The organism is Clostridium sp. chh4-2, assembly GCF_002899675.1.
GTDB lineage: Bacteria > Bacillota > Clostridia > Lachnospirales > Lachnospiraceae > CHH4-2.
The window spans coordinates 151,077-172,264 of sequence record NZ_PKUU01000002.1 but is presented as its reverse complement, the minus strand read 5'-3'; the positions used below and the strand labels follow the sequence as shown (position 1 = coordinate 172,264).

Annotated in this window: 23 protein-coding genes; 3 read left to right on the top strand and 20 right to left on the bottom strand. The window is 43.3% G+C overall.

The window, feature by feature from the left end; genetic code table 11:
* Window positions 1–2 precede the first annotated feature (2 nt).
* From C0033_RS02650 to C0033_RS02630, 5 genes are all read right to left on the bottom strand, one after another.
* Entirely contained in the window at window positions 3–260 is a 258-nt protein-coding gene (locus C0033_RS02650; RefSeq protein ID WP_103226313.1) for a TfoX/Sxy family protein, read from the bottom strand.
* Window positions 261–392: 132 nt separating this feature from the next.
* The gene (locus C0033_RS02645) at window positions 393–1,334 is read right to left on the bottom strand and encodes a zf-HC2 domain-containing protein (RefSeq protein ID WP_180994531.1); all 942 of its coding nucleotides are present in this window, start codon (window positions 1,332–1,334) and stop codon (window positions 393–395) included.
* Complete coding sequence (locus tag C0033_RS02640) at window positions 1,331–1,819, bottom strand: sigma-70 family RNA polymerase sigma factor (protein ID WP_347501015.1); 489 nt, start codon at window positions 1,817–1,819, stop codon at window positions 1,331–1,333. The genes C0033_RS02645 and C0033_RS02640 overlap by 4 nt, the downstream gene beginning before the upstream one ends.
* A 101-nt stretch (window positions 1,820–1,920) precedes the next feature.
* Complete coding sequence (locus C0033_RS02635) at window positions 1,921–2,862, bottom strand: hypothetical protein (protein WP_103226311.1); 942 nt, start codon at window positions 2,860–2,862, stop codon at window positions 1,921–1,923.
* Between the two features lie 143 nt (window positions 2,863–3,005).
* Window positions 3,006–3,827: an AraC family transcriptional regulator gene (locus tag C0033_RS02630; protein ID WP_103226310.1), complete on the bottom strand. Its 822-nt coding sequence runs from the start codon at window positions 3,825–3,827 to the stop codon at window positions 3,006–3,008.
* Between the two features lie 181 nt (window positions 3,828–4,008).
* On the opposite strand from C0033_RS02630, the gene nudC reads away from it, so the two are divergent.
* Window positions 4,009–4,833, top strand: a complete 825-nt coding sequence (gene nudC, locus C0033_RS02625) for an NAD(+) diphosphatase (RefSeq protein WP_103226468.1) — start codon at window positions 4,009–4,011, stop codon at window positions 4,831–4,833.
* A gap of 50 nt (window positions 4,834–4,883) precedes the next feature.
* On the opposite strand, the gene C0033_RS02620 is transcribed toward nudC, so the two are convergent.
* From C0033_RS02620 to C0033_RS02600, 5 genes are all read right to left on the bottom strand, one after another.
* The gene (locus tag C0033_RS02620) at window positions 4,884–5,588 is read right to left on the bottom strand and encodes an MBL fold metallo-hydrolase (protein ID WP_103226309.1); all 705 of its coding nucleotides are present in this window, start codon (window positions 5,586–5,588) and stop codon (window positions 4,884–4,886) included.
* A gap of 56 nt (window positions 5,589–5,644) precedes the next feature.
* Window positions 5,645–7,852 (bottom strand): AIPR family protein, encoded by a 2,208-nt coding sequence (locus tag C0033_RS02615; protein ID WP_103226467.1) that lies wholly within the window; start codon window positions 7,850–7,852, stop codon window positions 5,645–5,647.
* 37 nt (window positions 7,853–7,889) lie between these two features.
* Window positions 7,890–9,062, bottom strand: coding sequence for an FRG domain-containing protein (locus C0033_RS02610; protein WP_242984394.1), 1,173 nt, complete (start codon window positions 9,060–9,062; stop codon window positions 7,890–7,892).
* 120 nt (window positions 9,063–9,182) lie between these two features.
* Window positions 9,183–9,743: a chromate transporter gene (locus C0033_RS02605; protein ID WP_103226308.1), complete on the bottom strand. Its 561-nt coding sequence runs from the start codon at window positions 9,741–9,743 to the stop codon at window positions 9,183–9,185.
* Window positions 9,740–10,324, bottom strand: a complete 585-nt coding sequence (locus tag C0033_RS02600; protein WP_103226307.1) for a chromate transporter — start codon at window positions 10,322–10,324, stop codon at window positions 9,740–9,742. Before C0033_RS02600 ends, C0033_RS02605 begins: the two co-directional genes overlap by 4 nt.
* 158 nt (window positions 10,325–10,482) lie before the next feature.
* On the opposite strand from C0033_RS02600, the gene C0033_RS02595 reads away from it, so the two are divergent.
* Window positions 10,483–11,367 (top strand): LysR family transcriptional regulator, encoded by an 885-nt coding sequence (locus C0033_RS02595; protein WP_103226306.1) that lies wholly within the window; start codon window positions 10,483–10,485, stop codon window positions 11,365–11,367.
* 61 nt (window positions 11,368–11,428) lie between these two features.
* Here the strand turns inward: C0033_RS02595 and C0033_RS02590 are convergent, their stop codons facing one another.
* The 10 genes from C0033_RS02590 to C0033_RS02545 form a co-directional block, all read right to left on the bottom strand.
* Window positions 11,429–12,475 (bottom strand): helix-turn-helix transcriptional regulator, encoded by a 1,047-nt coding sequence (locus tag C0033_RS02590; RefSeq protein ID WP_103226305.1) that lies wholly within the window; start codon window positions 12,473–12,475, stop codon window positions 11,429–11,431.
* Between the two features lie 194 nt (window positions 12,476–12,669).
* The gene (locus C0033_RS02585; RefSeq protein ID WP_103226304.1) at window positions 12,670–13,092 is read right to left on the bottom strand and encodes a GNAT family N-acetyltransferase; all 423 of its coding nucleotides are present in this window, start codon (window positions 13,090–13,092) and stop codon (window positions 12,670–12,672) included.
* A 66-nt stretch (window positions 13,093–13,158) separates the two neighbouring features.
* Entirely contained in the window at window positions 13,159–14,106 is a 948-nt protein-coding gene (locus C0033_RS02580; protein ID WP_242984393.1) for a GNAT family N-acetyltransferase, read from the bottom strand.
* A 44-nt stretch (window positions 14,107–14,150) separates the two neighbouring features.
* A complete protein-coding gene (locus C0033_RS02575; protein WP_347501027.1) occupies window positions 14,151–14,696 on the bottom strand; it encodes an RNA 2'-phosphotransferase in 546 nt (181 codons plus the stop codon).
* A gap of 141 nt (window positions 14,697–14,837) precedes the next feature.
* A complete protein-coding gene (locus tag C0033_RS02570; RefSeq protein WP_103226302.1) occupies window positions 14,838–16,223 on the bottom strand; it encodes an alpha/beta hydrolase-fold protein in 1,386 nt (461 codons plus the stop codon).
* Window positions 16,224–16,280: 57 nt separating this feature from the next.
* A complete protein-coding gene (locus tag C0033_RS02565) occupies window positions 16,281–17,501 on the bottom strand; it encodes a hypothetical protein (RefSeq protein WP_103226301.1) in 1,221 nt (406 codons plus the stop codon).
* A 3-nt stretch (window positions 17,502–17,504) separates the two neighbouring features.
* Window positions 17,505–17,912, bottom strand: a complete 408-nt coding sequence (locus tag C0033_RS02560; RefSeq protein WP_180994530.1) for a PTS fructose transporter subunit IIA — start codon at window positions 17,910–17,912, stop codon at window positions 17,505–17,507.
* A gap of 23 nt (window positions 17,913–17,935) precedes the next feature.
* Complete coding sequence (locus C0033_RS02555) at window positions 17,936–18,739, bottom strand: PTS system mannose/fructose/sorbose family transporter subunit IID (protein ID WP_103226299.1); 804 nt, start codon at window positions 18,737–18,739, stop codon at window positions 17,936–17,938.
* Window positions 18,732–19,523, bottom strand: a complete 792-nt coding sequence (locus C0033_RS02550) for a PTS sugar transporter subunit IIC (protein ID WP_103226298.1) — start codon at window positions 19,521–19,523, stop codon at window positions 18,732–18,734. The genes C0033_RS02555 and C0033_RS02550 overlap by 8 nt, the downstream gene beginning before the upstream one ends.
* Before the next feature lie 13 nt (window positions 19,524–19,536).
* Window positions 19,537–20,037 carry a PTS sugar transporter subunit IIB gene (locus tag C0033_RS02545; RefSeq protein WP_103226297.1) on the bottom strand — a complete coding sequence of 167 codons (501 nt, stop codon included), beginning with the start codon at window positions 20,035–20,037 and terminating at the stop codon, window positions 19,537–19,539.
* Window positions 20,038–20,189: 152 nt separating this feature from the next.
* Here C0033_RS02545 and C0033_RS02540 point away from each other — a divergent pair, with 152 nt between their 5' ends.
* A complete protein-coding gene (locus C0033_RS02540; protein WP_103226296.1) occupies window positions 20,190–21,062 on the top strand; it encodes a LysR family transcriptional regulator in 873 nt (290 codons plus the stop codon).
* Window positions 21,063–21,188: the final 126 nt, after the last annotated feature.

Genomic DNA, 21,188 nt, shown 5'->3' with positions numbered 1-21,188 from the left:
CCTTACTGCTTAGCGGCGTGGTAAAATTCTCTCAATTCCGCCTTCGTTTCTTCCGGCAGCTGGGTTTTCTTGATTCCCCGTATCGCCCCTTCCATCGCAAGGAGGCGGTGGATGCAGGCGGAACTGTCGATCGCCTTTATTTTCAGCCAGGCCTGCTTGCTCCCGGTCTCTTTTAACTGCTCATAAGTCGTGATTCCCACCTGAATTAACTGTTCTTCGATAACCGGCCCCAAATTAGGCAGCTTTGCCAGTTCACCCATGATATTCCCTCCTGTAATCTGCATGCGGTATCTTGTTCCCGCATTTGCCGTTTCTAAATTTCTTCATTTCTGTTTCATCATACCATACTTTCCTGTTTATTTCAAAAACTGCCCTTTTTTCATTCTTTTGGTTCAGTCTTTTGGAAACGTGATGAGCGTATCCCCCTCAATCCGGTATTTCATCGTCTCTTTTTTTCGCTTTCCCGCCAGAATCTCGTCCCCCGTTTTCCCACAGGGCAGATCCGGTTTCGATGTATTAAAAATGAGTTCGATCAGATAGTCTTCATCCACAATATAGGTTAACGTATATTCCAAAGATCCGTCCTGGTGTGTCCCCGCCGTGGTACCTAACAGTTCCTGGATATCGGCGCTTGTCATGTCACTGGTAATCAGCTTTACCTGTTCTGAAGTCACATGTGTTTCCGGATACAAAAATTCTTCCATCTCTTCCGGCGTCATATCTTCAAACCTGAATTCACTCCATATATTGCGTCTGGTATAACCCGGGCCCACAAAATCCACGCGCCAGTCGTTTCCGTCCCCCGGTATCGTTATCGTTTCCGTAAAATTGGTTTCATAATTTTTATCGTAGGAAAGCCGGTCCGCGCCAAGCACCGATACATCCAGCGTATTGCCGTAAATGCGGCTTTTTTTCACTTTCAGCCCGCTGTATTCCGTCATCCGGTAGCCGATCGTTCCATGAATGGTCAGTTCTTTCGTCTCCTCATTATAGCTGCATTCATAAGACAGGGAATTGGGGTCTACCGGACTTCCGATCACAAATAGCTTAACCGCGATGCCAAATACCACAGCAGCCATCAGAAGGCTGACGGCGGTAACTGCCGTGATAAGCCGTTTATGGCGTTTTCTTATTTTTTTCAAAAAATCTATTTCCTGTTTCTCTTCCTCCGTCTCCTCCCGGACCGGCGCTTTCATCTCCTCCAGGGTAATGCGGCAGTCGCCACAGCTCTCCAGATGTTCCTCTATCATGCGGCAGCTGGCTTCCGAAGCCAGATGTTCCACATAGAGCGGAAGCAGATCCTGAATGATATCGCAATCAATTCTCTGACTCATAATATCTCTCCTTTCGTCAACCCTTTTTTGCCCCGGTAAAATGTGACCCTGGCCCATGTCTCACTCTGCCCCAGCACTTCGCCGATTTCCTTAAAGCTCAATTCGCCGAAAATCCTCAGATACATCACTTCCCTCACAGGCTCTTTCATCCGGTGCAGCGCCTTCATCACCGCCATTTTCCGTTCCGAATACAGGAGCATCTCGTCGGAATCCGGTGCGTTATACACAAGGTTTTCTGTCAGTTCTTCTGTCCTGTGCCGGTTCCTCTTTTCCAGATCCTGAAACCAGACATGTTTGGCGATCTGGCACAGCCACGTGGATACTTTGCATTCTCCGTTATAGGTTTCGAGAGAATAGACTGCCCGGTAAAATGTCTCCTGGGTCAGCTCTTCCGCCCAGCCGCTGTCTCCCGTTTTCGTCAGCAGATATTTATAAACCATATGGGCATGTTCTCTGTAAATGCGGTCCATATCGTGCACTTCCATTCCCCCTTTCCCTCTATTAATCCTTTATTTTATCATTTCGTTACAAAAATAGGGCGGAAAGTTGTAAAAAATTAATACAACGTTCCGCCTTTATTAAAATTCTATGATATTCTTCCGAAATTTTTCAAAAATCTCATTTTTTCAATTGCTTTTGATGCCTTCCACCAGTTTTCACTGAGGGCAAATTCCTTGCTGTATTTCTCAGTTAAATCAAACCAGGTCCATGTAATATCCCACACGCCTCCCGGGTTTCTGGTTTCAATCAGATAGTCCAGCTCCTTGTCCACAATCTCTTCATTTCCCTTATAAGCCGGTGCGTAGGGGGATGGAATGAATTCCGACGGTCTCGGACAATATCCGCTCCACTTGCTCACGTCACGTTCAATCGACTTATTGACCAGTTCCGGAAGCTTTTGTTTGGCAATTGTGCAGTCAAATTCGGATGCCAGGCCGCTCTGTTCGATGTCTCCCACAAGAGAAAAAATTCCTCCGACTCCCATTTCGCCAAAATCTTCCGTGTTGTCCACCTGGTTTAGAATCTGTTTTGCATATCCAAATGCTGTTTGATACAGCTTGGAATTCCGATCCGCATAATGAAGAATGGTTCCTGAAAGCGCAGCCGTTATGCCCATTCCCTGCAGGGCGTTAGCTTCTTCACTGTAACTCCACCACGGTGCATGGGGATATAAATCATTGGATGGAATGCAGAAAAACCATCCCTGACCGGAGCTGTAAACGCCGCTTTCCAAATACCGGAAAATCCCCTGTACCATAGGAGACTTGGGATCAAATACTCCGTTTTCACGCAGGATTCCAACTGCAATTAAAACGCCGTAAGGAGTGGATTCCGGATTCCAGCTGTCCGCTTCCAGGCAGTTTCCGAACCCTCCGTCTTCATTTTGATAATAAGATAACTCCTCTGCGATCTTCTCTCTGCTTCCCTCTTCAAAATAATACTGCCACAGAGCTAATTCCAAAGGTCTGGCATTGCGGTGCATCCAGTTTTTCACTTCACGGTATGATGACTGATCTAATTTTTTCATGATGACCTCATTTCCGCCGCAGTCTGCGGCATAATGTTGTATGGCTCTCTTCGGCCTTATCACAGATCCGAGGCCGGGACGAGCATATCCCGGATATCAATATACCATGCGGTGTTATCAACTGTATTGTAAAAAAACGACATCTACCGGCTGGACAGAGCAATCTTCTTCGCCTGTTCCGGCGTGACTCCGTGAAAACGTTTAAATTCTTTTAAAAGATGGGCCTGATCCGCATATCCATACCGGTAGACCGCATCCTGAATCCCGAACTGTTCCGACCGGATAACATCTCTCCACACATTCTGATACCGGACCAGACTGGAAGTCCTTTTTATGGAAATCCCCACCTGCTGCAAAAACAGGCGTTCCAACTGCCGCTGGCTGACACAGCTGTATCTGCATATCTCTTTAACGGACTGAGTTCCGCATGACCCCAGAATCTGCTGAAAGGAATTAAAAAGGTTGGGATCGATGCGGCCGCTGTCCAATCTGGACATCAAAAAGTTTTCAATAATTCTGATCCGCTCCTCCGTCCCATGTACATAGAAAAATGGTTCAAATACATCCAGCCACTCTTTCCTGACTAATTCCACATCCAGAACCTGATTATAGAGTTCCCTGAAATCCAGATTTAAAAACAGATGAACCGCCCAAAAATGAAACCGTACCGCAAAGCTGGATATCCGCTCGCCCCTTTCCCTGATTTCCTCGGTCACATACGAAAAATCCTGAATGCCGCACAGCCTGCCTGTGATCTTCTGCCTGGTATGGTTAACGGTGATGATAAGATCGACACAGGTATCGGGTATTACCAGCACATTCCCGCCATTTTCCGGCTCCGCCACCTCCCAATAACAGACAATATAAGGTTTTAAGGCCTGGCCCGGCGGATATTCCGTATAGGTTTGGTTGGACAGATAGGGCCGCGATGTCAGAGGCCTGTACTGCGTATGAAATGACAGCATGTTCTGCTCCTTCTCTTAGGATTAAAGTACATTTATTCTGCTATCATACAGGAAAAGAGAGGTATTTTCAATGACTAAAAATCTCATTTGGATTTTCCCGGATTTTGTGATAGTATTGAACATAACGTTTTATGAGAACTGCGTTTATGCTTCTACAAAAGACTTTAAGGAGGATCAAGCTTTGATACAGGATATCGCACCGCATATATTTCATAATGAATATGCAGAAAAGGAACCACAGCCGGACAGCACAGCCATTGTCATCCAGGACAGCGCCGTGCTGGTCCGTGAAGATAAAGGGGAATTTTCTTTTCCCAAATACAGTCAGATCACGCCCGAGGACAAAAAGCCCATATTTTTGTTCACAATCGATGATATCGATTATTTCTGGATCGATGGAATGAACATAACTGCCCCGGAAGGATTTCATTACAGTTCCCGCAGCCTGTTCCGTTCCCTCAAACCCAAGTATCTGGCTTTTGCCGGGCTGACGGCATTGCATCTCATCAGCTGGTATCAGACCAACCGCTTCTGCGGCTGCTGCGGCCGGCCCTTAGAACATGACCACAAGGAACGGATGCTCCGCTGCAGCTATTGTTCCAACATGGTCTATCCCAGAATCAATCCTGCCGTAATCGTGGCGGTTACCAATGGAAGCAAACTGTTGATGACAAAGTACGCAGGCAGGGAATATACCAACTACGCATTAGTTGCAGGTTTTACGGAAATCGGGGAATCCATTGAGGAAACCGTGCGGCGGGAAGTTATGGAGGAAACCGGAATCCGGGTGAAGAATATCACCTATTATAAGAGCCAGCCCTGGGCTATGACCAGCACCCTTTTGATGGGATTTTTCTGTGAGTTGGACGGGGATGACACGCTTCATATGGATGAAGAGGAACTTTCCCTGGCAGTGTGGATGGAACGGGATGAAATTATTGCCAATGATGAGGATTTCAGCCTGACGAATGAGATGATCTGCGAATTCAAAAATAAATTAAAGTAAAGGGTGAAGGCATTTCGCGAAATGCCTTCACCCTTTACTTTAATTTATTACTAATTATACCCTTTCGCAATAATTCCCGCCAAATCTTCCTTCATATTCTCACTTACATACTCCCCGCCATGGAAACAGATCACCTTCTCAATATCCAGCTCTCTGATCTCCTTCAAAGCCTCTATCTCCTTTTCCTTATCCAGCACAAACTGCTCCGAAGCGATAGCCAGCTTTCCGTCTTCAACCACCAGCACATCCCCGCTGATAAAGGTTTTCTCCGGCTCCACATAGACGGAAAGATGGCCCGGCATGTGGCCTGACGTCACGATCGCCAAAACTCCTTCGGCTATGGAATCACGGTCGTTTAACGGCTGCACCTGATCCAAGTATTCCACGCTCTTTATCATCTGAATGAAATCTTCGTCCGCGCCTTTATTCTCCGCATCTGTTAAACGAAGAGATTTCTTTTGGCCCAATACATACGGCATCTGTACTTCGGAACATACAACCCTGACATGAGGATATTTGCCGGCAAGAGCTTTTACCGCGCCCATATGATCGTGGTCGTGGTGCGTTAACACCACGGTGCTCAGTTTCTGCATATCCAGACCATTTTCCCGAAAGGCATCTTCCAGAATGGGTAAAAACATGGGGTAACCGGTGTCCACAAGAATCAGTTCCTCCTGCGTTTTAATTACAGCAGGGTAGATATAAAACTTCATGCCATCACCTTCAAATAATACGGGCAGCGTAATGATTTCCATCTTCTTAATCCTCCTTATCTCGATTTATTGATATAAATTTATACCTGCAAATGCTCTTACCACTCAAATATTGGGGATTTCTGTATATTCGAGTACCACTTTATCGTCCCGTGTTCCACCCCGACTAACCGGCATAATTCCTCGATCTGATCATACTTTCTTCTGCTGTTGGAAGAAGTTCCGACCCAGTAAGTATTCCCGTTCACTTCTATCTTCTTATTTCTCCGGAAATATCCGGCATTCAAATTAACCGCAGCTTCGTCATCGCTAAGCCACCCGCCGCACCATACCGTCACTTCGCTGTCGTCATAAGAATGATTCATGAGGATAAACTCAACTGTTTTCACCATGGCATCAGCCGTACTTTCAACTACCTCTGAGGAGTTATTCCCCAGCTTCACACGGCGGACTTTCAGGTTCAGGAGTTTCTTCCCCTGACTGGCCGAAGGGCCTCTGAAAGAGATTTCTCCCGTTTTCAGATGATCATTTATCAGCTTCTCAAATCCAGACCAGTCTGCCTCATTTACTATATAGTTAAAAAATTCATTCTTTTTAAAGAGATTTGAATTAAACTCATGCTCGTCTTCCAGATAATCATTGGACAGTTCCGCAGCCTGCCCGGCAAATAATTCCATCAGTTCCGTCATACACCCGCTTACCGCATCAAAATGATCCACGAACTCTGAATAGTCTGTGCTAAAGAAATTAAGCAGCAATACGATATAAGCTGTAAAATACCATTTTCCATTTTGAATCACAATCTGCCGCTTCAAATCGGTAAAATTTAAATCCTTTTGAAGTTTCTCATATAAACGGCTTGTCTTTACCGCAAAGTCTACCGCTCCATAATATTTTCTAAATATTTCAGCCTCGTTTGAAGAATCCGCATCCATCCACTCCTCCGGGAAAATGTCTTTATTCTTAAACTGATACTCCCCATACATAACATTTTCAAAACTGAGCAGTGTATTGGTTCCCTGGCTTCTGGCCGCTCCCGGCTCTCTGCAGCAGGCTTTTCTGGCCCTGGCAAATTCCACTAAGTTAATGCTGTGTTCAAATTTACTGTCCTCACCCCGTTTCACCAAACGGAAACCTGCGTTTCCAGTCTTCCGCTCCTGATCCAAAAATTCGGTAAGTTTTTCCACAAATGGAGATGCAAAGGCAATATCCTCGGCTTTGATAGGTTTTTGACGGTTTAAAGCCACACTGATTTCACTGACTTCTCTTGAACCTTTGATTTTTGTTTCCTCTTTCCCATTATCCAGGGGAATATGTATGATCCGAAGCAATACCTTAGCCTCTTGCAAACGGTTTATCTTCTCTCTGATTTTCTTTTTATCTTCCTCAGTTTCAGCCTCTGACAGCTCATATTCCAGACCGTAAAAATATTCTGCGGCCGCAGTGATCGTTTGGGCGCCATTGATAACGGAGAACTGTAAATTTCCATATTCCTTTAAGCCCTCAATCAAAATCTCTCCCACCCGGTCCAATTTGAAATCCCGGCGCTCCACCATTATGGTGACACCATTATTTTTAAACCAGAATTGCTCGGGATTGTGCTCCAGCGTATCTTTAATCGCCTGATCCACCCCCAGCTGCTCACTGAGGCCATATCTGACATTTCTGCTGAAAAGCCGGTCTCCTACCTTGTCATAGATTTCCACCAGCTGACGCAGTTCTACTGAAAGCACATAGCCCTTACGCCCTTTTTTGCCTGCTGCGTCCACTTCCCAATTAATATGGCTTCTGATGGGCGGCATCTGAATCAGTTCATATCTGTTTACATTTACCAGCTTAATGTCCTGTTTTTTGAATTCCTGATCCAGTATATAGGTGCAGTTTATACGGTCTCGTTTATTGCCGGTAATCGACCGCACCTGCTTCTTCATCTTCTTTCCTTCTTCTGAAGCAAATATCTTTTCCAGGAAAATCCGGTTTTTCATATTGGTCACAAAGCACACCAAATGAACGCAGCCAAGCGGCTCCTCGCAACCCTGTGCCATCTCATCAACCTCTGCCACAATTTCCGACAGCAGCCTGTCCCTGTCTATACACTCCTTGTACGCCAGAAATACAAACTTTTCTTCCGACTCGATTTTCATCTTGACCGAATTGCTCAGCTTATATGTTTCCGCATTAACCAGTTCTTTGATCTCAGTTCTGGCCTCTCGTTCCTCCCACCATTGTTCATCGCAGTCAATATCCCGGTTGATTAAAATATTTCTGATATATTCGCCTCGCACCTCAATTTTCATATTCTCCATAATGGCCGCATTCATCTGTCTTTTGTCCTCTCAATCCTTAATCTATGGCAATCTGCAGCTGGACGCCGGAAAATGCTTCGATACCATATCGGCTGAGCTCCTTTGTGAACTCCCCTACCAGCTGGTTATATCTGTCAATGATCTCTTTCATCTCATCCCTGCTTATCGCTTTATCCTTTTCGTATTCACAAAAATCATCCGCAAAATCCAACAATCCGATCCTGTAACTATTGATTACTGCTTCCACACAGATCAGCATCTGATCCAATTCCACTTCATCCGGCTTTTCCTTTTGCTGCCTGTTTTTATCAAGAATATAATCAATATAGTAATCCAATTCTTTTTTCAGATTGTTTACCGCATAAGTCAGCTCGTGATAACAGCAAAATGGTTCCGTATTCAGTTTTTTGCTCTTTTCACTGATATCGTCCACCAGATTCATGATTTCCGGATAAATTGTTCCGGTATGAATTCCGAACATCCGCCTCAGTTCTTTCCGGATCAATGGTTTCGCCTCTTTAGGAATCCTGATTCCGTAAGTCATATATGCAGGCAGATCCGACGCATCGTTGCCCTGAAACAGAATAAAAGCCCCCTGCTGGGCCACAATTCTCTTGTTCAGCTTTGTATGGTCAATGAATTTATGGTTCTTTTCAAATATAATTTTATCCACAAACCATTTTTTATCCCGGTTTATAATCGCATCGTAGTTATCATTGGTGTTTTTTGCGCTCGGACTGAAAATCTCATCGATAAAAAAGATGAATACCATGCCGTCTTCGTGGTCCAAAGAATCTTCAGGCATATGGTAATACGGTGTCACTGCAAAATAAAGGGCAGAAAGACAATTATAAGTAACATCCAGCAGCCGGCTCGGAAATTCTCCGTGCTGGGCGTCAATCGCATTATCCAAATACCGCTTGTCATTGGTCAGATAATCCTGCCTCATAGCATCGAATAAACTTTTTTCGAAAAAACGGTTTCCATCCATAACGCCCCGCCGGAAGATATTCGCACGGCAGGAGGTATCATAACATTTGGATTCTCCTCTGTATACAAGAATGCAGTCTTCACTCTTACGGGCAGTGATAAACTGGTCGATTTTATTGATATAGGAAGCTACGTTCTTTATTGTATAATCATCCTTCTGGTACGCTTCTATATTTTTATCTTTCCGCATCGCCTGGTTATTCCCCTCTGACACACTCATTCCCTCGCTTTTCAATTATTATATGGATTTAACAAGTTTTTTCAATATACCATTTATTATACCCAATTAACGCATTAAAAACAAGTACTCGGACACTTCATCCCGGCTGCAAAGCAACCGTTACATTCCTCCAATTCCATATAAAACCGCCCCAACCACCCCGCTGGCAAATATAGCCGGTATAGGAGCAATCCTTTTTTTGCGGAGCATGACTAAGAGCACTGCGCACATTGCTGCGGCAATCCAATTCGTCTTATCAAAATTGATATCTCCGGCCCATACCGCATTCACGGCCAGACGGACGGCGGCGGATATGATCAAAGCGCAGACAGCCGGCTGAAGTCCCTTCAACACCTGCTGCACCATCTTTAACTGACGGTATTTCATATAAAACCAGGCCAGCACCATCACAATCACTGCGGAAGGCAGTACATAAGACATGGTTGAAACTGCCGTACCCGCAATACCAGCTACCCGTACACCCACAAAAGACGCAATATTGATGCCCATAGGGCCGGGCGTCATCTCGGATACGGTGATCACATCGGCAAATTCCTTCATCGTCAGCCAGCCGCGCTCTGTCACAATCAAATCCTGCATCAAAGCGGTTGCTCCATAACCGCCGCCAAATCCAAATAATCCAACAATAAAAAATGTCTGAAACAGCTGCAGATAAATCATGCTTCTCCCCTCACTTTCTCCCTATATCCATTTATAAAAGCCGCCCCAATGCTGATGACCGCGCAGACGAGAATCAGTTTGATAATCGGCACGCCGAAGAAAACCGATGCGATTACGGCCGCCGCCAGCAGGATATCATTCAGAATATTCTTATGTTTCACCACATTGGCCGACATGTTAATTGATACATTAATCATCACTGCCGCCACCCCTGCTTCCATTCCTTTAAGCAGCAGCGCCACCACATAATTGCTGCAGAACGCTTCATATATAAAAGAAATAACCGATAAGATAACCATGGGCGGCAGCACGCTGCCTGCTATGGAACAGACAGCGCCTCTGATCCCGGCAGTCCGGTAACCGATAATAATGGATGTGTTCACCGCCATGATCCCCGGAGACGATTGAGCGATGGCAATCATATCCATCATTTCATCTTCATCAATCCATTTTAAGTCCTCCACATATTTTTTCTGCAGTACGGGTATGATGACACCGCCGCCGCCGAAGGTACAAGCGCTTATCATGAAATTAGAACAGAATAATACCTTTAATTTGTTTGATACGGACCCTTCCTTCATTTCCATCCTCCTTTTTGTAATGGTTCGGCCTCCTATAACTGTTTTGCGGAGACTGAACTGATCTTTTCACTAAAAAGAGTATAGCACTTGCATATTCATGTGTAAAATAATATAATTACATTAGTATCATATCATTTTTGCTATGGAAAGGATGATCTATGACTTTAAAACATATGTCTGTTTTTTGCACCGTTTGCGAAGAGATGAGCATGACAAAAGCGGCCGAACGGCTGTATATGACCCAGCCGGCGGTGAGCAGAATGATTGGCGAACTGGAACGCCACTATGATGTCCGGCTTTTCGACCGGATTGACCGCCAGATCTATCTGACCGCCGCCGGGAAGCAGCTGTGGATAGACGGAAAGAATGTTCTGCTCAGCATGGAGCAGTTAGAAAGCCATCTTCAGTCCCAATCGGTCTCCCCGGTTCTGAAAGTGGGGTGCAGCCTTGGAATCGGAATAACTTTTATTCAAAATTATCTGGACCGGTACTATCAGGCATATCCTGACACATTAGTACAGATCACAGAAAACCACAGCAGTTATGTGGAAGATAAAGTCTCTGTCAACGAACTGGATTTGGGAGTAATCGAAGGAATCGTCCATTTGGACACCCTAGTCTCCACCCCATTTCACAAAGATGACCTTGTTGCCGTATGCGCCCCTTTTCACCCTTTAGCCCGTTATTCAATAAAAAATTCAACTGAAACCCTGTCATTGCAGCAGCTTAACGATTCCGGTTTAAGCCTCCCTGAAAACGGCACCGGAACCAGGGAACACTTAAACAGAGAGGCTGCAAAAAACGGTATAAAGCTCACTCCCGTCTGGTCCACCATCAATTATTCCAATATCTTTCAGCAGGTAAAAAACGGCAGTTCAGCTACCATTCTCTCCCGTCATCTGCTGACCGATATGCTGAAAGACGGAACTTTAGTGGAATTGAATACGGATTTTCACATCCAGCGCACATTTCATATTATCCGGCACAAACATAAATATTTATCCTCCAATGGACAATATTTTGCCGAATTGTGGGAATCATAGAAAAATCCATCTATTGTCAAAACCGGCCCTCACAGCCGCATTTTACAATAGATGGATTTTCTCAGTTCTCCAGCATATGCTTTAATTCCCTTACCAACATCCGGTATCTCTTATCATCCCTTAGAAATTCAATGCTCACATCCTCTTCCAACCCTTTCAGCAGCATGAAAATCACCTGCTCCTTCCCTGCATTAGAGAATTTCATGTGTTCATACAATTCTGAGTTCTTAAATTCATCCATATTTTTTATACTATGGACCAAATCCGTCATAATCTCTATGACCGTTTCCTTATCTTTTTTTAAAATCGCCAGCTCCAGGCCGGAAGAGGCTTCCATATACCGTCCCATTTCCAACAGCTCCGCCAGGGCTTTCTGTTTTTCCACAATCTTTTCCGCTTTACGGATATCATTTTCTTCCAATGCCAGCGCATAGATGCCATTCAGCGCCCAGTTTATATCCCCATAGCCGGAAAACAGCAGCCTCTCATAAGCCTCATAAGCTTCCGCACGTTTCCCCTCTTTTTGGTTCAAAATGGCCTGCAGCCGTTTTGGATTGACCGTATTTTCAGGGATCTTTTCCAAATAGTTCCGCGCCATCTCATATTCTTTCTTAGACAGAGAAAAATGAAACAGCGCAGCTGCTGCTGCCTGAGAGATATCCGGATCTTTGCTGTTAAATGCCCGCATATAAAATTCATGGATTTTACCGTCATATCGGGAGCTCTCCAAGACCCCGGTGATATCCCGGTAACTGTCTAAAATCTGCGCCATAGCCAGAATCATCTTTTCACAGTTAGGATATTCCAAAATCTTCTCTTCCGCCCAGGCAAATACCTGTTCATACTCTTCCTGCCTGACCTTTTCGCTCAAACAAGTAAGAATCCGGCCAATCTCCTGATCCGTCAAATCTTCCCGATAGGAAAGCAGCTGATCCGTGGTGATTCCCAACAATCTGGCAATGGGGGCCAGGAGGGAGATATCCGGAAACGTATTTCCATTCTCCCACTTGTTGACAGCCGGCGCAGATACTCCCAGATAATTGGCCATCTGCTCTTGTGTCAGATCCTTTTCTTTTCGATATTTTCGTATTACCTCGCCTATCTTCATCACCGTTTCCTCCAAACTGCCGCTGCTTTTCTATCAGTTTTTATATCAACACTCATATCCGCTTTTATATCCGTCTTTGATAGTCTAAGCATAACAAACAAAGGCCCAAAGCGCGATTGAGCATCCGTTAACTTTTCTTCCTGTTCTTTAACCAGCAGTTAGGAAACATTTTTCAGTTTATCGTGTCCTGCACTTTACACAAGAATTTTATAAAAGAAAAGTTCCGTAGGCTGTTTTAAAGGACCTTCATTTAAAATCAGGCTGCCACAGTCTTTATATCCTAATTTCCTGTAAAAATGCTGCGCCTCTTCGTCTGCCTGTGTGGAAAGAAGAACCATGGAAAAACCTGATTTCTTCATTTCTCTTTCCCAGCACTCTATGGCAAGTCTCCCGTACCCTTTTCTCCTATATTCCTCTTCAATGACGATCAGATTCAAAAATGGTATCTTATCCCAGAATAAATTGTAATGCATGATTCCTATCGGCTTTTTATCCTCAAACAGAACATATCCCTGTTTATCCCCGACTTTCCTGTCAAAAACTTGTTTATCGCTGTTTGGATCCATTGTAAACCAATACGTTTCTTCCTGTTTTGTTACATATTCTATGCTGAACATGCTGATCCTCCGTTCTGAACCAACAGGATTTTTCCAACTTTCTGTGACATCCTGTTTTATCCTGCATCAATCGTGCATCGCACACTCATCAATTCTTCGGACAACGCTGTGCGTATATTCAGTAAAATATTTTGGCCAGAAGGCATTGGCAGTTGGGTTAAAGCTTTCATAATCAACGCCCAACCGGTTATATCCTTCGTTCTTCATCTGATTTATCATATAATTCAATAGGTTTTGATAAATATCTCTGCCTCTGTATTCCGGCAGACAGAATGCGCTGCAAATATTGCACATATCTTCCGTTTCCGTGGCCGCAAATGTTTCCGCTTCATCGGAAACCTCAACAAATGCAATGACTTTTCCAGCATCCTCGGCAACAAATATCTTATTATCTCCCATCTCTTTCTCCGCCAAACTCTGCTCAAAATTATTCATCACCGAACACATAAAGCATGGACTTTTCCCCATATGCTCTGCCAGCATTAAGCGAAGCTGCCTCACTTTATCAGACATGCCTGATGACATTTCTGCATAAACGATTCCCTGGCTTGGGCGGCATGGAATGCTCTCCATAGCGCGGACAGCATCCACACAGCGGCGGCCAAATCCATAGGTAAACATGGCATTTTGCGCCTGGCAGTCATGAGCATATAATGCGATTGAGTGATATGCAATATTATGCTCCACCCATTTTTGTGCAGCCGCCTGGTACATTCTTTGGTAAATAATTCCTCTGTTTTCCTTCACCGCCCCATGGGCCTGAATCGGTGAAAAAACTCCCTTCGCTTGGGAACCAAATGCATGATTTCTGGGAGAATAACAGCATAGGTAACCGATCATCCTCTCCCCTTCAAATGCTGCGACTCCAAGTCCGTTGGATGCAAACGGCTCCAAATCCGGAAATTGTTCCAGCTCCGGCAGAGCGGCGGCATTGGCCTTTTCTTCGTTATAATTTGCCAATCCGAGCATTTGCGCTTCTTTTATATGTATCTTTTCAAAATCTGTTATTGTCATAAATCCCTCCATACAAAACTGCGGCCCATTTGTCCGCCGTTCTTTCAAACTTGTTCTAAATAATTTTCAGGTACATGGCTTACCAGCCATACCCCATTTTCAGACAGGTAAAATTTAAATCCTGCTCTGTGCATTTCACCGCTGTGAACTTTCAAAACAACCGGTTTTCCATGACGCTTACCGACCTTAACCGCAGTCTCCGTATCTTTAGATAAATGCACATACAACCGGCTCATGGGCTTTAACCCTTGGGCAAGAATGCTTTCCAAAAACCGTTCCGCCGTTCCATGATACAGAAATTCCGGCGGCATTTTCTCCTGCAGTTCTACATCCACCGGAATACTATGCCCCTGATTCGCCCGGATCAGTGTTTTATCTTCATTAAAACTGTATCTTCCTTTTTCATCCGTTCTAACGATTTCCTCTAATATCTCCATATCTATTGTTCTTCCGGCAGCATTAATGCCCGCAATCAGCTCAGAAACGTCCGCCCAGCCGTGCTCGTCCAGCCGGATGCCGGCAGCACCTGGCTGATGACGCAGAATAAGGCTGATAAATACGCTTAATTTATCCGTTTTGCTCACGCCAATTCCTCCTCTCTTCCCAATATAACACAGCTAGGAATAATTTGGACTAAATTATAACATATAAATAGGCAGACAATCAAGAATTGTCTGCCTATTTATGCATTTAACCTGTTATTGATAAAACATAGATATTAGATACCAAACTTATTTCCAAAGAATATCCCTGACAAATATTTCATACATTTGAGCCCAGAACAGCCAGTCATGTGCAGCGTTCTCCGTATAAAATGCTGCATCTACTCCCTTTTCCACCAATCGATTATAAAAATCCTCTGCTTTGTCATACCTGGCTGTATCAAACCGCCCAATTCCTACCATAACTTTTGCTGTATCCAAACCGTTAATGTTCTCTATTTCCATATCTCCAGACTGTGCCGAACTCCAAATACCATAGTATCCATATTCACCCGGATTATCCAAATAGATTTTTGCTGTAGTAGAACCTCCGTTAGACAATCCGCAGTAGGCAATATTCTCCTTATCAGAATGAACATTATAATTTGCTTCTATATAAGGCTTAATATTTTCCCTCTGATTAACAACCGGATCTTCTACACCGGTTTGATCCATACATACTACAACCGCCGGCTCCGCCTTACCGTCTGCAATCAGATTATCCATAATATTGTTCAGACCGCATTTAGCAATCCAATCCACCTCTGTCCCATTTGCTCCATGCGACGCATAAATCACCTTATATGCCTCTTTCCGGTTCGCATCATAACCATACGGCAGATAAACCGCAAGATTCCGTTTTGTCTCGCCATCCATGTAAGCGTCAAATACAATTTCACCCGCCTTCTCATTTTTTTCGGTTATAACAGAATGATCCGCTTTTTGTCTGGTTCCATCAAACGGAACGTAGACTACACTTTTTGTAGGTTTAACCGCACCGTCAGGATTGGTAAAGGCTTGATTTGCCGGATCAGGAATATTCTTGTCATCCACACAATACTGATAGAAAAAAATACCATTTGGAAGGGGTAAACGTATGACCCACATATCCTCTCCCACCTTTTCCATGTTTTCTACATATGTGGCTGAATATGTCCTTTCACCGCATCGGTAAAACATATCAGGCTCCCATACATAGGGCGTATATCTGACATACATACCAGTATTTTCCTTATAAAAATAAAAGTTATCACTGGAAATCCCCACACTTTTTGCATTGGCATCTTTATATGCGAAAGTAACTACATAACCCGTTGGAGAATTTTCATCAACTTCTATGGTTACTCCTTCCTTGTACACTACATCTTTGTCCAATGGAATGACATAAGGAACTACAGCGCTGCTGTCATTCACATGAATCGCCTCGCTCTCTTCTTCTCCCCTTTTATCTTCCGTTATGTCTGATCCATTTTCCACTGCGGCCGCCGTCGTTTTTACTTCCACCTCTGCCGCAGATGTTTCCGGCAGGCCGTTTTTATTTCCACATCCGCTCAATACCGCCAACATCCCTAAAGAAAGTATGGTATATTTCCATATGTCTCGTTTCTGTACAATATTATCCCTTCTTTTTATCATTTTTATCTCCCCTCAGTAATCACAAACTGCATAAATCAGGTCCTGTCCGCAATTCAGTCACTCCACCATATTCTGAATTATTTTTGCAACATATTCTTCCGCAACACCTTTCGGAAATAAGGTAGACAGGCCTTCCATACCACTGTTAAATTCGTTGGCAGCTACAACATACCCTGCTAAGCCGTTCGCATATCCCCATACATAACAACAGGGAGCTGCGGATGCCTCTTTTATCTGTCTCCCTAAGGCTGCACAAATCTCGCCAGGTATGATAATAATCTCCAGATTATTCATACGGATAATCGTAGTTTTAAAGTTCATATCCACGTGAGGTGACTGAACCTTGCGTTCACATGCCTTGATCTGTGACTCTAAAACTTTACGTTCTTCATATGGTAAATCATCTGTGATTTTCTCTTGTAATCTTTTTGCTTTTTTAATGTAGGGTTCAGCATTAATATCGCATTTAACCCGGAATTCAAATTGCCGAACCACTTCATCTGATAATAGAATATCCTGTTTTTCATTAAAATTAAGAATCTGTGATGCGATCCCCATGCTGATCCGTTCAACTTCCTTATAATCATTGGAGTGACGATACATCCGATTACTCATATCACCCGCACAACCATTGGCAATCAACGGAACTACATTTAAAGGATAAGCCATTTTTCTTCGAAGAGCCGCAAACAAGTCTCCGCTTATCTCATACATTTCTGGTCCTAAAACAGAGGCATGGCATGAAAGATTTATGATAGCCGCAATGTTTTCATCTTTTTCATTCCTGAATTCGAACATGTAAATATGATTGTCACCATACCTGTTCCGGTCATTTCTATTTCCGTAATATCCTGTAGAAATTCCGTGTGTGTATACCACTCGTTTGACCTTTTTTTCCTGCCCATAAAGCCCTACCGCAGCCTCAACTACTGTCTGCTTCACAAATACACGGTACTCCGGATCAACCAGCTGATTTTTATTTCTCGTTACAATCACAGGTCCTGCATGGTTATGCGTTGCTGCCACCACTATTTTATCCTCATCAACAGGACATTTTTTTACGATACTGCTCCGAATTGAATCCACAAATTCACAGTCCAGATTAGATAAATCTAAGACAATAAAAAGATTCTTAACTTCATCTACCTCCAGCCACATAATGACCGCTTCTATAGGATCATGTATTCCTTTAAATTTATCATTTCTGGTGAAATATCCTGCCATATATGTTGGTCTGTTTGGAGTAATATCCACTGTGTTACTAATCACTTTAACCATCTGTTATTCATCGCCTTCATTTTTTTCTATAACTATGTCATTCATATACTGCATAAGGTTCCTGGAATCTTCCACCAGACCGCGCAGAAAATCTTTTGTGATGCTCTTCTCATCCGCAAGCGCCAGACCACACAGCAGCGGAAAGTTAACGCCGGAAATTACATGGACATTATCAGAAACATACTTATACAATTTTTGATTAACGCTTCCTCCCGGTATATCCGTAAGCGCTACAGCTATATCATCTTTACTTATGTTCTTCATGTATGTTTCCAGCTCGGTGTCCCCATCTACTCCTTCCGTATAAAAAGGAATGGCCGTCACCATATCTATATCAGCTGAAAATATATGTAACGTATCGAGCATTCCTTCGCACATTTTTCCATGTGTTGCTATCAGTATTTTATACATATATCTCTCCTTAACCGAAAATCCTATCCAATGATACCAAAGTAAGACAAAATCAAGCCTATCACAATCACCAGCCATACCATGCGGGTTGTATTCATCTTTTTAATATCTAGACCTTTGTATATTCCAAATACAGCCAGCACGGGAAGCAGGCATGGTATAATTTGGTTGAACACATCCTGAAGTGCCTGTGATGATTCACCTACGCTAAATACAATCGGCGTCGATACTTTAACCACACTGGCTATCAAAGCACCGACCACTATGACGCCTAAAACAGAAATCGCCTCTCTTATATTGTTTAATTGCTCCTGATGTTCCGTGACTATTTTCGCTCCTTCAAAATATGCAAGGTTGATAATAGCCTGTCTCGAAAAGATAATAAATGGCGTTACAAGCAGAAACAATAGCAGCCCGGTTAAAATATTGCCTTCAATTGCCGCATAAGCCGCCATGGATGCAAACACAACTTTGGGTATCGTATTAAATATAGCATCACCAACTCCTGCAAAAGGTCCCATCAAACTTGTTTTCAACGCTACTGCGGTTGCAGTCGCAGTCTCATCTTTTGTTTCCTCAATCGCTAATGCCGCTGCCCAAATTGCTGCAGCAAAATAAGACTGACAGTTAAAGTATTGGGAATGCTGAATTAACTTTTCAGACAACACTTCCGGTTCATCTCCATAAAGCTTCTCCATATATGGTTCAATCGCATATACGCCACCAAGGCTTTGGGATGTTTCATAGTTCATACATGCCTGAGAACAGATAGCATAGCGGATGCCATATTTCCATAAATCTTTTTTACTTAACATTCTTTCACTCATCGCCAATACCTCCTCCTGTAATCACATTTCCTGATGTCTCCTTCTGTAAACCGCCATAAATAACATATGCAATGATGCCTCCGACAATCGCCACCGGCAGAATGCTCAATCCAAAGTAAACAACCAGAACAAAACCTAATATTAAATAAACAAAATATTTCTTAGCGGGCAAATATTTTAACAATATAGCCATACCTACTGCTGGTAAGATATTGCCTACAGTCTTTAACCCATCGATCAACCAGGCTGGTATAAAACCTAAAATGGAATTAATACAGGCCGATCCCAGAACCAGCATAATTAAGACCGGGTAAGTGGAGGTAAAGGTAATTCTCCCAAGAAAAAGATTTCCCCAGAAAATAATCCGGTTCATTTTTTTGAATTTTTGTTCTTCCGCTGCCTTCTGTGCTGCGTGAAGAACATAAGAACCGATCATTTTACTAAAAACATCGATCTGCACTCCTAATGTCGCCGCAGGAATTCCGATAACCAGCGCGGTATCCAGCCCTCCACCTGTAGCGACGGCAAACGCGGTTCCAACAGCTGTTCCGATACGATAATTCGGAATCGATGCTCCGCCATATCCGGCAAGCCCCAAATTCATAAGCTGCATTGTTCCTCCTACCAGCAGCCCCATCTGATAGTCTCCCATAATCAATCCTACGATAAAACCTAAAAGGACCATTTCGCCTATTCCTTTATAAAAAATCTGAATATGCATTGAATCCCAGTTTAGTAATGTACATACCAATACAATCAGCAATATCTGCAATGGTGTAATCATAACTCTTCCCCTCCTATTTATTAATTGCCTTTATCATCTCGTTATAAAAATCGACCGGTGTATTTTCAGGAATCAACTGTCCTATCAGTTTTATTCCCTTTCTATGCAAGTATTCTGTCTGTGCAATGGTCTCTGTATTGACCGCTAAATAACGAGTCACAGGGATGGCATCAGAAGCATCTCCCTGGCGTCCCATATTTCCTAAAATAACCTCCTTCATCGGAAAACCAGCATCTGCAAGATCAATTATAGTCTGCAGATTCTTTACAATTATCATGACTTTTTCATTGCCATATTTGTTTTCCCTATCATTCTTCAGAAATTTTTCAAGGTCAATGACGGACAAAAAAACTGATTTCGGAGTTGCCATTCGAAGCGCACTTTTCATCATGGGATCTTCCATACTTGCCCTGTCAATCACTACTGCCCTGTCAATCCCCATCCGTGGAATCCAGTTGGTAGCAACTACACCATGAACCAAACGGTCATCAAGCCTGATATTTAAAACATTCATCGCCTTACCTCACTCCCAATTTCTATTTTTACTACTCTCTCAACGCGTATGAGATATTTACATGATAATTATAGCATCAAAATTTCTATTTGAATAATTCTAGTAAATTATGTAAAATATAATAAACCGTTATATTTTATGGAGGACATATCATGAACGAAATAGAAATCCAAACCTTTTTAGCCGTTATAGACAGCGGCAGTATTTCCGCCGCCGCAAAGACACTCTATCTCACCCAGCCAGCCATTAGCCGCCGAATACGTATCCTGGAAGAAAGTCTTGGATATCCTCTGATCGTGCGCGGTCAGGGAGAACGCAATATCACATTGACGGAACAGGGAAAGGTATTTGCAGGATATGCCGAAAAAATATCCACGCTGTTTAAAAATGTCCATGAGATGTCCCGCAATACCAGACAGCATCAGATTAATCTGGCTTCTCCAGCCGTTATTGATACAAACAGAATTGTAAATGCAATATGTAATTATAAGAGACTTTATCCTGAATCCACATTCATTTTACATACGCGCCATTCATATGACGCTGCATCTGGCGTAAACAATGGCAATTTGGATTTTGCAATCGTTACACGGCTGACGCATGTTTCAAAAATCAATTATGTTCCTATATCCAGTGAACCTTATAAACTTATAACCCACAGACACTATAAACCGGAAATCCAGAACCTGATGCCAAAGGATCTGGACTCAGACAGGGAAATAAAAATGCCATGGGATCTGGCATATGAAAGCTGGCATTCCTACTGGTTAGGAGACGATACCATGCCTTTTATTAAAGTAGACCGCCTTTCTGCGGTTTCACTATTCCTAAAAGAAGCAGAGGGCTGGAGTTTGCTGCCCGAAAGTATAGCAAATAATGTCTGTAAAGACCCTGATTTTATCCCCCGTTCCCTCAGCGACCTGCCTACAGATATTACACTCTACTTAATCCAAAAAAAGTATAGTGCAGACTCACAGTTATTAATCGACTTCTCATCCTGCTTTTCAATGTCCGAAGTAAAATAGCAAATGAATCATTCGCACTGCTTCCTTACTGAAATTCTCAAAACCGATAACGGAGCGTAAAAGCAAAACAGAGCTATCAAGATAAAATCCTGATGCTCTGTTTTTCCTTTGATTAATTTCAAATGG